Raw genomic sequence first — 13,330 nt, forward strand, 5'->3', positions numbered from 1 at the left:
ATTGGATATGAGCACAGATACCCCTCCCCCCGGCGACCGGATCGCCAAAGTCCTGTCCCGCGCAGGTGTCGCCAGCCGCCGCGAAGCCGAGCGTATGATCGAAGACGGCCGCGTCAGCGTGAATGGCAAAACCATTACAAGCCCCGCGCTGAACATAACCGCATCGGACCGGATTGTCGTGGATGGCAAGCAGGTGGGCGCACCCGAGCCCGCACGCCTCTGGCTCTATCACAAACCTGCAGGCCTTGTGACCACCGAACGCGATGAAAAAGACCGCCCGACGGTCTTTGGATCGCTGCCCGACACGATGCCGCGTGTGATGTCGGTGGGGCGGCTTGATTTGAATTCCGAAGGTCTCTTGCTGCTGACTAACGACGGCGAGATCAAGCGCAAACTCGAACTGCCCGCGACTGGCTGGCTGCGCCGCTACCGTGTGCGGATCAACGGATCGGTCAGCGAGGCAAAACTGGACGAATTGCGCGCTGGCATCACCGTGGACGGCGTGCACTACCAACCCATGGTCGTGACCTTTGACCGCCAACAGGGGGCCAACGCATGGCTGACCGTTAGCCTGCGTGAGGGCAAGAACCGCGAAATCCGCCGCGCGATGGGTGAAATCGGCGTGACCGTGAACCGGCTGATCCGTGTGAGTTACGGACCGTTCCAACTGGGCGTGCTCAAGCAAGGCGACGTCGAAGAGGTCAAACAGCGGGTTCTGCGCGACCAGCTCGGGCTCGCCGAACAACCGGCACAGAAAAAACCTGTCCGCAGAACCGTCAATCGCCCCACAAGGGGGAAAAAGCGATCAAGTTGAACCTTGTCGCGATGTCCGCCCTTATGCATTCTGGGTGTTAAGACTATTTCTAGGAACGAGTGCTTTGGCTGATGTGTTTGCGACCGAAGGTATGGCCGCGTTTTTTTGCGGGCGGTTAAGGCCGCTGGCGTGCTGCCAACAAGCCGTCTTTCGGAACCGGGTGGCAGATGCGGGGCTTTTCCGAAACACTCGTAAACCTGACTCAATCTCTCTATCTGGAAGATGAATAAATCGGCGGAGTTACGCGAAAATGTTGCGATTGATCTTCATTGTTGCCTTTGTGGCGGTGGTTGCGATTGCAATCACGGCCCTAATAGGAACAATGACAACCGTCGCCCGCACGAGCGCTACAAAGGAACCTGACAAGATGCCCGCGAAATTCCGACGCGTCACCTATGCATTGCTGGTTGTCCTGCTCTTTGGGGTCACAACCGGATGGTTGGGGGGCACCTGATGGCCAAGCGCTTTGGTGGCAAATTCAGCCCTGACGGGCAGCAAGACGCGGGAAGGCCCGGGGCAAGCCCGCGAGGGGCTGTCGCAAAGCCAGCGGACGGACGGGTCAAACTGCTCTATGTGCCTGCCATTGTTCTGGCGGCAACCTCGCTGAATGACGGTCCGGTCACGTTGGTGACTGCGCTTGTTGGCGCGGCTGTTCTGGCGCTCGCGGCGTGGCTCCTGCAAGAGGGGCTCGCGGCCGAAGCAGCCTATGACACCCGCAAAGTGGCGCGGCGTCCCGCTCTGCCGCGCAAAATGCTCGCCACGGCACTGACAGGCGTGGGCGTGACCATTGCGGCCTATACAGGTGACAGCGGCGCGATTGGCGCCGTCCTCTACGGGATCGCGGCGGCGGGTCTGCATACCGCGACCTTCGGGATCGACCCCATGACAGACAAGCGCATGGAAGGGATCGACAGCTTTCAGCAAGACCGTGTCGCCCGCGTCGTTGATCAGGCCGAGGCGCATCTGGACGTCATGAAACGCCAGATCGAGACTGTCTCGGACCGCCGCCTGACAGAACGTGTCGAGGATTTTCAGGTGATCGCCCGCCGGATGATCCGCACCGTTGAGGAAGACCCGCGTGACCTGACCGGTGCGCGCAAATTTCTGGGCGTTTATTTGATGGGCGCGCGGGATGCGACGCTCAAATTTGTCGATCTATACAACCGTCGTAAAGACGCTGATGCGCGCGCCGCCTACGAGGCGCTGCTTGACGACCTTGAACAGAATTTTGCTGCACGCACCGACAAGATGATGCTCGATGACCGCAGCGATATGGATATTGAAATTAATGTACTGCGTGACCGCCTCCAGCGTGAGGGCGTCAATTTGAAAACGAAAGGGAACGAATAATGTCTGAAACGATCCGCCAAAAGGCTGAAGCGACGCTTGCCGAAGTTGAAAAAATCACCGCTGTTGTTCTGCCTGAACCCAAGAACGAGTTGATCACGCTTGAGGCCGCAGACGCGCCCACCAGCGCTGAAATTCAGAAACGTGTGGCCGAGATCAATATCGCAGACACCAATTCCATCGTGTCTTTCGGCTCCTCCGCGCAGGCGGAATTGCAGGAAATCAGCCAATCCATGCTGGCAGGTGTGCGCAACAAGGACGTAGGCCCCGCAGGTGACAGTCTGCGCAATATCGTCACCACAATCCGTGGTTTTTCGATCTCGGAACTGGATGTGCGGCGCAAGCGCAGCTGGTGGGAAAAGCTCTTGGGGCGTGCGGCACCCATGGCGAAATTCGCCGCGCGTTTTGAAGAAGTACAAGGCCAAATTGACCACATCACCGATGACCTTCTCAAGCACGAGCATGTGCTGCTGAAAGACATCGAGAGCCTTGATGTGCTTTATGACAAGACGCTGCAATTCTATGATGAACTCGGCCTTTATATCGCCGCCGGTGAAGCAAAAATCGCCGATCTTGACGCCACAACGATCCCCGCAAAAGAGGCCGAGGTGCAGGCCGCTGCCGAAGATCAGGCCGTGATGAAGGCGCAGGAACTGCGCGATCTGCGGTCTGCCCGTGATGATCTGGAACGCCGTGTGCATGACCTGAAACTGACCCGACAGGTGACGATGCAGTCGCTCCCGTCCATCCGTTTGGTGCAGGAAAACGACAAATCGCTGGTGACCAAGATCAACTCGACCTTGGTGAACACGGTGCCACTGTGGGAAACACAGCTGGCGCAGGCGGTGACGATCCAGCGCTCTTCAGAAGCAGCAGAGGCGGTGCGTGACGCCAATGATCTGACCAATGAATTGCTGAAAGCCAACGCCGAAAACCTGCGTCAGGCCAACCGCACCATCCGCGAGGAAATGGAACGCGGTGTGTTTGACATCAACGCGGTGAAAGAGGCCAATGCCAACCTGATTGCCACGATCAATGAAAGTCTCGAGATCGCCGACGAAGGCAAGCGCAAGCGCGCCGAGGCCGAGGTCGAGTTGCAAAAGATGGAGCAGGAGTTGAAAGAAACACTTGCCTCTGCCAAAGCGCGCAAGACCGGCACCGGCGACACCATCGGCACAGCGACAGGCAGTTAAAAGACTATGATGATCGGGGGTATCACACGGCGTCTTGCGATGCTCGTCGTTGCGACGGGTGTCATGGGGTGCCAGTTGATGACACCTCCGGTCACATCGCCCGCCCCCCCGCCGTCGGTGCCGGCCCCGGTGCCAGACCCGACCCCCGTTGTGACACCACCCAGTCAGGCAAGCCGGGATCTGGCGGTCTATTACGGCCGTCTGCAGAATGACCTTCTGGCCCAGGGCCTGATGCGGGGCGATGGTGGCGGACCAGACACGCCGTTTACAGATACGCAACTCGCGCGCAATTTTGTGCGCATCGCGCTATTCAACGAATACCGTGACGACAGTGATTTTCGCACGCCGCAAGCGACCATTTCCAAACTGCGCCGCTGGACGTCCCCGATCCGCATGTCGGTGGAATTCGGTAATACCGTCCCCCTTGCCCAGCGCGACGCGGATCTGGCCAGTGTCAGCGCCTATGCCGCGCGTCTTTCGCGTGTCACGGGCGTGCCGATCGAGATCACCGACAGCAACCCCAATTTCCGCGTGCTGTTTCTGGGCGAGGATGACCGCCGCGCTTACGGACCACGCTTGCGCGCCCTCATTCCCAATATCTCGGACGCGACCGTCCGCACCTTTGTCAACCTGCCCCGCGACCAGCTTTGCGTTGTGATCGGCACTTTTACGCCCGGCCGGTCGAGCTATACCAAAGCCGTCGCCATGATCCGCGCCGAACACCCCAGCCTGATGCGCAGTGCCTGTATCCATGAGGAACTGGCCCAAGGTATGGGCCTTGCCAACGATAGCCCGCAGGCGCGCCCGTCGATTTTTAATGACGACGAAGAATTCGCGCTACTGACCGCGCATGACGAACTGTTGCTGCGGATGCTCTATGATCCACGGCTGGAAGCGGGCATGGACCCTGCGACAGCCGCCCCACTTGCGCGCGTGATTGCGCGTGAATACCTCTCACCTGGACAAAGCTGACCGGATGCGCCGCGTCCCAACCACCTAACGACGGAGACCATACCATGGGCATTTTCGATTTTCTGACTGGTGAATTCATCGACGTCATCCATTGGACCGACAACACCCGCGACACCATGGTCTGGCGGTTCGAGCGTGAGGGCCATGAAATCAAATACGGTGCCAAGCTGACGGTGCGCGAGGGTCAGGCGGCGGTCTTCGTCCACGAAGGCCAGTTAGCCGATGTCTTCACCCCCGGCCTTTATATGTTGGAAAGCAACAACATGCCGATCATGACGACCCTGCAACACTGGGATCATGGCTTCAAAAGCCCCTTCAAGTCCGAGATTTACTACGTCAACACCACCCGTTTCTCGAACCTCAAATGGGGTACGAAGAACCCGATCATGGTGCGCGATCCTGAGTTCGGCCCGACCCGCCTGCGCGCTTTTGGGACCTACACCGTCAAGGTTGCGGATCCCGCCCTCTTCCTGCGTGAAATCGTCGGTACCGACGGTGAATTCACCATGGACGAGATCAGTTATCAAATCCGCAACATCATCGTGCAGGAATTTTCACGCGTGATCGCGCAATCAGGCATTCCGGTGCTGGATATGGCCGCAAATACCGCCGATCTGGGCAAGCTGATTGCCGCAGCTATCGACCCCACGATGAAGCAATACGGCCTGACCATCCCCGAACTTTACATCGAGAACATCAGCCTGCCCGCCGCCGTGGAAGAGGCGCTGGACAAGCGGACCTCGATGGGTCTGGCGGGTGATCTGGGTAAATTCACCCAATATTCCGCCGCCGAAGCGATGACGTCCGCTGCGAATAATCCTGCGGGCGGCGGCATGGCCGCAGGTCTCGGGGCCGGCATGGGCATGGCGATGGCAGGCCAGATGGCCCAAGGTGGCCCGTGGGGGGCGAGCCCTGCTGCGGCCCCGCCCCCACCCCCGCCGGTCGAACATGTCTGGCACATCGCCAAGGGCGGCGAGGTGTCCGGTCCTTTCTCCAAGGCCGCGATGGGCCGCATGGTCACCGAAGGCAAACTCAGCCGCGACAGCATGGTGTGGACCCAAGGTCAGGACGGCTGGATGGAAGCGGGCGAGGTCATGGAACTGGCCCAGCTTTTCACCATTATGCCACCGCCACCTCCGGGGGCGTAAAGCCATCACCGCGCTTGCGACCATAAAGGCCAAAGTGCCGCATCGGCGCGTCTACCTGAAGTGGATGCACTGGCTGATGGTGCCGTTGTTTGTCTGGTTCATCGTGGTTCAGCCGATCGATGTGCAACGTATCGGCCCTGCTGCGGTCCAGTTCCATTCCGTGATGGGGCTGCTGTTTGTCAGCTTGGCGTTGTTCTGGACCGTCGATTATATGCGCAAAGGTCTGGCCAGCCGTCCGGGACCGAAACTGCCCGCCAAGGCGCGACCGCTGCATCAGCTTCTGCATAAGGTGCTGATCTGGGGTGTGTTCTGTGTGGCGCTCACAGGTTTTGGTCTGGGGCTGACGTCGGCCGTTCTGCTCTGGGCGGGGGGGATCGTGCCGATTGCACCGCCCCTGAATATGCCGCAGGCGAATGATTTCATCGGCATGGTGCATGAGGTACAGTTCTACACACTGGCTGTGATCGCGGGGCTTCACGTGCTGTTCCACCTCTGGCGCCACTATCGCTTGCGCGACAACGCGTTACGGATCATGGCGCCCAAAGCCTTGCACAGGTTCCTATGACACGGCGCAGACTCACAATTATCCTGCACTGGAGCACCTTGATGCTGGTGCTTGTCATGGTCAAAGGCGGCACGTCGGAACCTTGGGTCCGCTGGGCCTTTGTGATCGGCGGCGGTCTTTGGGTCGTAATGGCCTTGATCAAAGGCATGATGTGCAAACCGGGGCCCAAGCTACAAGGACCGCTGCGCACGGTCTACCCGTGGATGCATCGCGGTATGTATGCGGTACTGGCGGTGACTGTCGCCCTGAACGCAGCCGCCCTTCTGGGCTGGATGCCCCATGATACGGGCTGGGTGGCGCTTCTCGTTTTACTCGGCGCGGGGGCCCTGCACGGGCTGTTCCACTTCTGGCGGCACAACGTGCTCTTCGATGGTGCGCTGCGCGTGATGACACCACGCTTTATGCATAAGATACTGTGATGACTGACGGACAGGCACCTGTGGACGAACACCGCTTTCCCTGCGAAAGCTGCGGGTCGGACCTGCGGTTTGATCCTGCGGATCATCAACTCAAATGCGATCACTGCGGCAATGTGCAACCGATCGAGAGCGCGGGGCCTTGGACAGGCGCGATTGTCGAGCTGGATTTCCAGCGCGCGGTGCAGCATCGGCTCGACGATGCCGATATCGAGGAAACCCGTGTCAATGAATGCCCCAACTGCGGCGCCCAGACCGAGTTTGACTCCGATATCCACGCCGCCGAGTGCCCGTTCTGCGCCACCCCTGTGGTCACTGACACCGGCACCCACAGACATATCAAACCACGTGGCCTGCTACCATTCGCGCTGGCCGAGGGGGCCGCGCGCGACGCCCTGATTAAATGGCTCGGTAGCCTCTGGTTTGCGCCAAATGGCCTAACGGATTATGCCCGCAAGGGGCGCAAGATGAATGGCATCTATGTGCCCTACTGGACCTTCGATGCTGACACGAAAAGCCAATATACCGGCCAGCGCGGCACCCATTATTATGAAACCCGCACCGTGATGCGCGATGGCAAGCGCCGACAGGTGCGCGTACGCAAAACACGCTGGCGGCCTACCTCGGGGCGCGTGGCGCGGTTCTTTGATGATGTTCTGGTGCTGGCGTCCCGGTCGCTCCCCAAGAAATACACGGATGGGTTGGAGCCTTGGGATCTCTCGGCCTTGGAACCCTATAACCCCGAATATCTGGCCGGTTTCCGCGCCGAGGGCTATCAGGTGGAACTGACAGACGGGTTCACCGAGGCCCGCGCCTATATGGACCGGATGATCCACCGCGATGTGAAATATGATATCGGCGGCGATGCCCAGCGTGTCACCACCGTGAACACGGTCGTTAATGATGTGACCTTCAAACATGTCCTGCTGCCAGTCTGGCTGGCTGCGTATAAATACCGCGGGCAAACCTATCGGTTTGTGGTCAACGGCCGCACAGGGCGCGTACAGGGTGAGCGGCCCTATTCCGCATGGAAGATCGGTTTTGCGGTCGTTGTGGGACTTATCCTTGCGCTTATCGCAGGATTTGTTATCGCTAACAGTCAATAAAAGAGGGAGCCTCCGTGATGATCCTGTGCTGTGGAGAAGCGCTTATTGACATGTTGCCACGCGAAACGGCGCAGGGCGAGAGCGCCTTCGCGCCTCATGCTGGCGGTTCTGTCTTTAATACGGCCATCGCGCTGGGGCGTCTGGATGCCCCTGTGCAGTTCTTTTCCGGGCTCTCGTCCGACCTTTTTGGCGATGTCCTCCGGTCGGGACTTGCCGCCTCACAGGTTGATGCCAGCCCCGCCGCCGTATCAAGCCGCCCCACCACCCTTGCTTTTGTCAAACTGACAGATGGCCATGCCTCCTACGCCTTTTATGACGAAAACACCGCTGGCCGGATGTTGACCAATGACGATTTGCCCGATGTCACGGCAGATGCATTGTTCTTTGGTGGGATCAGCCTTGTGGTGGAACCCTGCGGTGCGGCCTATGAGGCGCTGATGCTACGCGAGGCCCCAACGAAGCTGACGATGATCGACCCCAATATCCGGCCTTCGTTCATCACGGATGAGGCCACCTATCGCGCACGTATTTCGCGGATGATGGGGGTGGCAGACATCATCAAAACCTCGGACGAGGACTTGGCGTGGATCATGGGGACGGCCGATGCAGACGGCTTTCTCGCACAAACCGGCGCGCGGGTCATCCTGCTGACACGTGGCGGCGAAGGCGTCAGCATCGTGACCAGGAATGGCACGTTTGATGTGCCCGCCGAGAAAGCGACCGTCGTCGATACTGTGGGCGCTGGCGATACATTCAGCGCGGGCTTTCTGGCACAACTGCACAAAAGCGGCCACCTGACGAAAGCAGGGATTACAGCCGCCAGCGAAGACGATTTGCGCGCCGCCGCCGCGTTCGGGGCCAAAGTGGCCGCGATCACCGTCAGCCGCGCAGGCGCAAACCCACCCTGGACGTCCGAGCTGTGAGGGCACTGATCCAGCGCGTCACCCAAGCCGCAGTCCATGTGGATGGTGCCGAGATCGGGGCGATCGGACCGGGACTACTGATCCTGATCTGTGCAATGGAAGGCGATGACGCGGCGACATCACAAGCACTGGCTTCAAAAATCAGTAAATTGCGCATTTTCTCCGACGATGCGGGCAAGATGAACAAATCCTTGCTGGATACAGGCGGGGCGGCATTGATCGTCAGCCAGTTTACGCTGGCGGCTGATACATCACGCGGCAACCGCCCCGGATTTTCCGCGGCGGCAAAACCCGATGTCGGGCATGCGCTCTATGAGCAGTTTATTGAAGATATGGCAGCGCTGGGTATCACGACCGCGACAGGATCGTTCGGCGCTGATATGGCTGTCAGCCTCACAAATGACGGGCCTGTGACAATCTTGCTGGACCTTTAGCCTAGCACTGCTTGCCGACAACCAGCACCCAATAAGGGCCGCGCGGACCTTGTGTGATGCCAACCCCGAATTCCTCGATGCGGGGGTGCAGCATGTTGCGGCGGTGACCGGGTGAGTTCATCCAGCCATCCACAATCTGCTCGGAGCGGGGATAGCCCCAGGCGATATTCTCGGCGACGATGCAATCATTATAGCCTGCCTGCTTGACCCGCGCCTGCGAGTTGGTGCCATCCGACCCGCGGTGATCGAAGAAGTCGTTGACCAGCATGTCACAGGCATGAACCATCGCAGCCTGCCCCAATTGGCGGTTGAAACGCAGTGGCGCTTCGCCGTTGGCGCGGCGGCTCTGGTTCAGGCCAGCCGCGATCTGGGTGGCCAGTTCGTTGACATTCGGGGGGGCAACACAATCGGCGGCAGCCGCTGAAGTGCCGACAAAAGAGAGCGCCATCACGGCTATCATGCGAGCAATGCGAGTCATAATTTGGATCCCGTCGATTGAATAAAGTCAACGTAAGGGTCACAGCCCAACGCGGCAACGCAAAGGCGACTCTAAGGCACGGAAGCGGCGATTACGTGCCGACCTTTCGCAATTGGAAACTAATTGCGCTTATGGCAAAGATTGTTGCCGCAACGCAGATAATCATCGGGCCGACCGAGGTATCGAAGATCACGGCAAGCCGCAATCCAGCAATGGCCGAGAGCACGCCGATTCCCATCGACAGAAATGCCATGCGTTCCGGTGTGCTGGCATAGTTGCGCGCAGCGGCTGCCGGAATGATCAAAAGCGCCGTGATCAGCAAAGCGCCGACAACCTTGATCGCCACAGCCACAACCGCCGCCAGCAAGAGTGTGAGCACCAATTGCTCACGGCGCGGATTGATACCTGCCGCATAGGCCAGGTCTGGGCTGAGCGTCGCCGTCAGCATCGCCGACCAATGCCACCAGAGTGCGGCGACAACCAGCGCCCCGCCGCCCCAGATCACAGCCAGATCGCCGCGTGTCACGCTCAGGACATCGCCGAAGAGATAGGCATCCAGATCAACCCGTTGGCCGGGGATCAGCGTGACAGCCACCAAGCCTATGGCCAAAGCGGCATGCGCAAGGACACCCAGCATTGTATCAACGGCGGCACCCTGGTTGCTGAGCCCGTGGATCAAGACCGCCATTGCCAAGGCAACAACGCCCACCCCCAAGGTAATCGAAGTGCCGAAAAGCAGCGCCAGCGCCACGCCCAGAACGGCGGCATGGGCTGTGGCATCGCCGAAATAGGCCATACGCCGCCAGACAACAAAACAGCCCAGCAGGCCAGCCGCTATTGCAGTTCCCACGCCCGCAAGTGCCGCGCGCACCAGAAAATCATCCAGCATTTATTCCGCCGCCTCATGATGATGGTGGTGATCATGGTCGTGCCCGTGATCATGGTCATGGCGATAAAGCGCAAGCGCACCGCCCGTGCCTGTCCCGAACAACTCGCGATATGCGGGCGCGGCCGAAACCACTTCGGGCGTACCTTCGCAGCAGATATGCCCGTTGAGACAAATCACCCTGTCGGACGCGCTCATCACGACGTGCAATTCATGGCTGACCATCAGCACAGCACAACCGATATCGCGCCGCACCGCCTCGATCTGCCGGTAGAACGCCGCCGATCCCGGCTGATCGAGGCCCTGTGTCGCCTCGTCCAGCATCAGGATATCCGGCTTGCCCAAGATCGCGCGCGCCAAGAGCACACGCTGGAACTGCCCCCCCGATAGTTGCGACATCTGCTGCGTACCAAGGCCCGCAACACCCGCCGTGCGCAACGCCTCTTTTGCTGCGTCAGGGTCTACCGGGTGCGGCAGGTTCAAAAACCGGTTCACAGTGATCGGCAGGGTCGGATCAATATGCAGCTTTTGTGGCACATAGCCGATGCGCAAACCCTCTTGCCGTGTCACGGCGCCTTTCTGCGGGGTCAGGGCGCCAATCAGGACACGCAGCAGCGTTGATTTACCCGACCCGTTTGGTCCGACAATGGTGACGATCTCGCCGGGATCCAGCGCAAGGCTCACACCTTGCAATACCCTCTGGCCACCATGTGAAAATTCAATGTGGCGCGCATCAATCAGGCTCATGCCGCGTCCTTTGTCTGGCAGGTCGGGCACAGCCCCTCGGCCTCAAAAACGGTCTGCTCAACCTGAAACCCGCTCAAGGCCGCGGTCTGGTCCATCGCCGCGTTGGCCTGCGCCTCGGCCACCTTGCCGCAGCCGCGACAAATCATAAACGCCGGATCATGGGCCGCCCCGGGATAGGTGCAGGCAATAAAGGCATTCAGGCGTTCGATGCGATGCACAAACCCCTGCTCGACCAGAAACGCAAGCGCACGATAGGCGACCGGCGGCTTGGACCCGAGCCCTTCGGCATCCAGACGCGCCAGCACATCATAGGCCCCCATCGCGGCATGGCTTTCCAGTAGAATCTCAAGCACGCGGCGACGGACCGGCGTCAATTGCACAGCCCGTTCTTTGCAGGCAGCCTCGGCCGCCGCCAAGGCGGAACTGACACAGGTGCTATGATCGTGACTGGCGAAACCCAGCGTATCTTGTGGCATGATCGTCTCTTGTTATGTTATAACATACGCATTATAGCGATGGCGATTTCAAAGAACAAGGACCGCACCATGATTCGTTTGCTTGCCGCATTTTCCCTTCTTCCTTCCGTCGCGCTGGCCGAAGTACCGCGTGTGGTGACGGATATTGCCCCTATTCACAGCCTGACAGCACAGGTGATGGGTGATCTTGGCCAGCCTGACGTTCTTTTGCCACCCGGTGCGGACCCGCACGACTATGCGCTCCGCCCAAGCGATGCAGAGCGGTTGAGCACTGCCGATCTGGTGATCTGGGTCGGGGAAAGCCTGACACCATGGCTGGAAGAGCCGATTGAAACACTCGCCCCGCAAGCCCCCCGTTTTGAATTGCTCGAGGTGGAAGGCTGGGAAAAGCTGGAAGCGCGCGGGAAAGAAGATCACGGGCATGAGGATGATGGACACGACGACCACGGACATGACGATCACGGGCACGATGATCATGACCACGGACACGCGCATGAGCACGCCCATGATCACGGCGATTATGACCCGCACGCCTGGCTTGATCCGGTTGTCGCCCAAACGTGGGTCTCCGCGATTGCGGGCGAGTTGAGCGCGCTGGACCCGGACAATGCCCCAATCTACGCCGCCAATGCGAAAGCCACGATTGCCGCCCTCGCTGCACTTGAAACGGACCTCACCGCGCAATTGGCAGACCTGTCAGAGCGCGCGTATATTCTGCCGCATGATGGCTATCAGTATTTCGAGGCGCGGTTCGGGCTGACAGCACAGGCGGCGATTTCCGGCATTGATGCGCGCACACCCGGGCCTGCGCAGATCGCCGCTTTGCGCGAGGAGATGGCCGCGCAGAACGTGGTCTGCGTCTTTAGTGATGCGGAAATCGGTGACCGTTGGGCGACTGTTATCATCGAGGGAACCTCTGCCAAGACGGCAGAGATCGACGGTGTCGGGGCCGGCCTAGCGGCAGGACCTGCGCTTTACGGGCAAATGCTGGAGCGGCTCGCCGCGCAATTTGCAGGCTGCCTTGGGCCCAACACGTAAGGTGGGTCTTGATCCACCTTACCTCAACGCAACCTTACTCGGCCAATAGCTTCTCGGATTGCAGCCATCCCGGAATGTCACCGATGGACGACAAAACCACGTCGGCCAGCGGTGACAATTCTTCCCGCGGCGCAGGGCCGGTCAGCACGCCAATCGTACGCATCCCTGCAGCACGGCCCGCGTGCAGATCATGGGTGCTATCGCCGACCATGAGGCAATTTTCTGCTCCCAGCCCTGTTTCGGCACAAAAAGCCAAAAGCTGTCCCGGCGCGGGTTTCCCACCGTGGCCACTGTCATAACCTGCGATAAAATCGAAATGCTGCGTCACACCTGCGCGCGCCAGATGCGCCCGCGCGGGGGCTTCGGCATCATTTGTGGCGATGCCCAGACGCAAACCTAATTCACGCAAACCTGCGAAATAGCTTTGCAACGGCACCGCCTCGACCTGCGTCACAGCCGCTGCCGCCGCATTCATCCGTGACAAAAGCGCGTCGGCATCCAGATCAGGCAAGACCGACCTGATGACCTCCGCCACCTCGCCTGCCGTGGACGCGATGACGAGGCTCTCGGGACGGAACGTCGCTGCGGGGACATCATATCCCAGCACATCCGCCAGACGCGCAAAGAGCGCCGGATCATGCCCCGCTTCCCCTTTCAGCATCCCACGGGTCCACGCCCCCCACGTCGCGTTGAAGTCAAACAAGGTCCCGTCCTTGTCAAAAATGATACCCTTGATCACCGCGTGCCCTTTCATCATCCATTGACAGCGGACCCTGCCCGCCCGACG

At 59.9% G+C, this 13,330-nt stretch carries 17 protein-coding genes; 12 read left to right on the plus strand and 5 right to left on the minus strand.

Features of this window, described 5'->3' with window-relative positions; translation table 11 throughout:
- Positions 1-7: 7 nt before the first annotated feature.
- The 11 genes from B0B09_RS08160 (at position 8) to dtd (ending at position 8,918) form a co-directional block, all read left to right on the plus strand.
- Positions 8-814: a pseudouridine synthase gene (locus B0B09_RS08160; RefSeq protein WP_076659860.1), complete on the plus strand. Its 807-nt coding sequence runs from the start codon at positions 8-10 to the stop codon at positions 812-814.
- Between the two features lie 250 nt (positions 815-1,064).
- Positions 1,065-1,268 (plus strand): DUF2973 domain-containing protein, encoded by a 204-nt coding sequence (locus B0B09_RS08165; protein WP_076659139.1) that lies wholly within the window; start codon positions 1,065-1,067, stop codon positions 1,266-1,268.
- Positions 1,268-2,164, plus strand: a complete 897-nt coding sequence (locus B0B09_RS08170; RefSeq protein WP_076659140.1) for a 5-bromo-4-chloroindolyl phosphate hydrolysis family protein — start codon at positions 1,268-1,270, stop codon at positions 2,162-2,164. The genes B0B09_RS08165 and B0B09_RS08170 overlap by 1 nt, the downstream gene beginning before the upstream one ends.
- Positions 2,164-3,354, plus strand: coding sequence for a toxic anion resistance protein (locus tag B0B09_RS08175; RefSeq protein ID WP_076659141.1), 1,191 nt, complete (start codon positions 2,164-2,166; stop codon positions 3,352-3,354). Before B0B09_RS08170 ends, B0B09_RS08175 begins: the two co-directional genes overlap by 1 nt.
- Before the next feature lie 9 nt (positions 3,355-3,363).
- Positions 3,364-4,326, plus strand: coding sequence for a DUF2927 domain-containing protein (locus tag B0B09_RS08180; protein ID WP_375342220.1), 963 nt, complete (start codon positions 3,364-3,366; stop codon positions 4,324-4,326).
- Positions 4,327-4,370: 44 nt separating this feature from the next.
- Complete coding sequence (locus tag B0B09_RS08185) at positions 4,371-5,474, plus strand: SPFH domain-containing protein (protein WP_076659143.1); 1,104 nt, start codon at positions 4,371-4,373, stop codon at positions 5,472-5,474.
- A gap of 34 nt (positions 5,475-5,508) precedes the next feature.
- Positions 5,509-6,039, plus strand: coding sequence for a cytochrome b/b6 domain-containing protein (locus tag B0B09_RS08190; RefSeq protein WP_242654362.1), 531 nt, complete (start codon positions 5,509-5,511; stop codon positions 6,037-6,039).
- Positions 6,036-6,458 carry a hypothetical protein gene (locus tag B0B09_RS08195; protein ID WP_076659145.1) on the plus strand — a complete coding sequence of 141 codons (423 nt, stop codon included), beginning with the start codon at positions 6,036-6,038 and terminating at the stop codon, positions 6,456-6,458. Before B0B09_RS08190 ends, B0B09_RS08195 begins: the two co-directional genes overlap by 4 nt.
- On the plus strand, positions 6,458-7,561 hold the full coding sequence (locus tag B0B09_RS08200) for a TFIIB-type zinc ribbon-containing protein (RefSeq protein WP_076659146.1): 1,104 nt from the start codon (positions 6,458-6,460) through the stop codon (positions 7,559-7,561). Before B0B09_RS08195 ends, B0B09_RS08200 begins: the two co-directional genes overlap by 1 nt.
- A 17-nt stretch (positions 7,562-7,578) precedes the next feature.
- Positions 7,579-8,484: a carbohydrate kinase family protein gene (locus tag B0B09_RS08205; protein ID WP_076659147.1), complete on the plus strand. Its 906-nt coding sequence runs from the start codon at positions 7,579-7,581 to the stop codon at positions 8,482-8,484.
- Positions 8,481-8,918, plus strand: a complete 438-nt coding sequence (gene dtd / locus B0B09_RS08210) for a D-aminoacyl-tRNA deacylase (RefSeq protein WP_076659148.1) — start codon at positions 8,481-8,483, stop codon at positions 8,916-8,918. Before B0B09_RS08205 ends, dtd begins: the two co-directional genes overlap by 4 nt.
- A 1-nt stretch (position 8,919) precedes the next feature.
- Here the strand turns inward: dtd and B0B09_RS08215 are convergent, their stop codons facing one another.
- The 4 genes from B0B09_RS08215 to B0B09_RS08230 all read right to left on the minus strand — a co-directional run bounded on the left by B0B09_RS08215 (position 8,920) and on the right by B0B09_RS08230 (position 11,505).
- Positions 8,920-9,396, minus strand: a complete 477-nt coding sequence (locus B0B09_RS08215; RefSeq protein WP_076659149.1) for a CAP domain-containing protein — start codon at positions 9,394-9,396, stop codon at positions 8,920-8,922.
- Positions 9,397-9,487: 91 nt separating this feature from the next.
- Positions 9,488-10,285, minus strand: a complete 798-nt coding sequence (locus B0B09_RS08220; RefSeq protein ID WP_076659150.1) for a metal ABC transporter permease — start codon at positions 10,283-10,285, stop codon at positions 9,488-9,490.
- A complete protein-coding gene (locus B0B09_RS08225) occupies positions 10,286-11,029 on the minus strand; it encodes an ATP-binding cassette domain-containing protein (protein WP_076659151.1) in 744 nt (247 codons plus the stop codon).
- Positions 11,026-11,505 (minus strand): Fur family transcriptional regulator, encoded by a 480-nt coding sequence (locus B0B09_RS08230; RefSeq protein WP_076659152.1) that lies wholly within the window; start codon positions 11,503-11,505, stop codon positions 11,026-11,028. The genes B0B09_RS08225 and B0B09_RS08230 overlap by 4 nt, the downstream gene beginning before the upstream one ends.
- Before the next feature lie 69 nt (positions 11,506-11,574).
- Here B0B09_RS08230 and B0B09_RS08235 point away from each other — a divergent pair, with 69 nt between their 5' ends.
- Positions 11,575-12,543 carry a zinc ABC transporter substrate-binding protein gene (locus B0B09_RS08235; RefSeq protein ID WP_076659153.1) on the plus strand — a complete coding sequence of 323 codons (969 nt, stop codon included), beginning with the start codon at positions 11,575-11,577 and terminating at the stop codon, positions 12,541-12,543.
- A 34-nt stretch (positions 12,544-12,577) separates the two neighbouring features.
- On the opposite strand, the gene B0B09_RS08240 is transcribed toward B0B09_RS08235, so the two are convergent.
- The gene (locus B0B09_RS08240; protein WP_242654363.1) at positions 12,578-13,300 is read right to left on the minus strand and encodes an HAD family hydrolase; all 723 of its coding nucleotides are present in this window, start codon (positions 13,298-13,300) and stop codon (positions 12,578-12,580) included.
- Between the last annotated feature and the right edge of the window lie 30 nt (positions 13,301-13,330).

It is taken from the genome of Yoonia rosea, assembly GCF_900156505.1.
In the GTDB taxonomy this organism is placed as follows: Bacteria; Pseudomonadota; Alphaproteobacteria; order Rhodobacterales; family Rhodobacteraceae; genus Yoonia; species Yoonia rosea.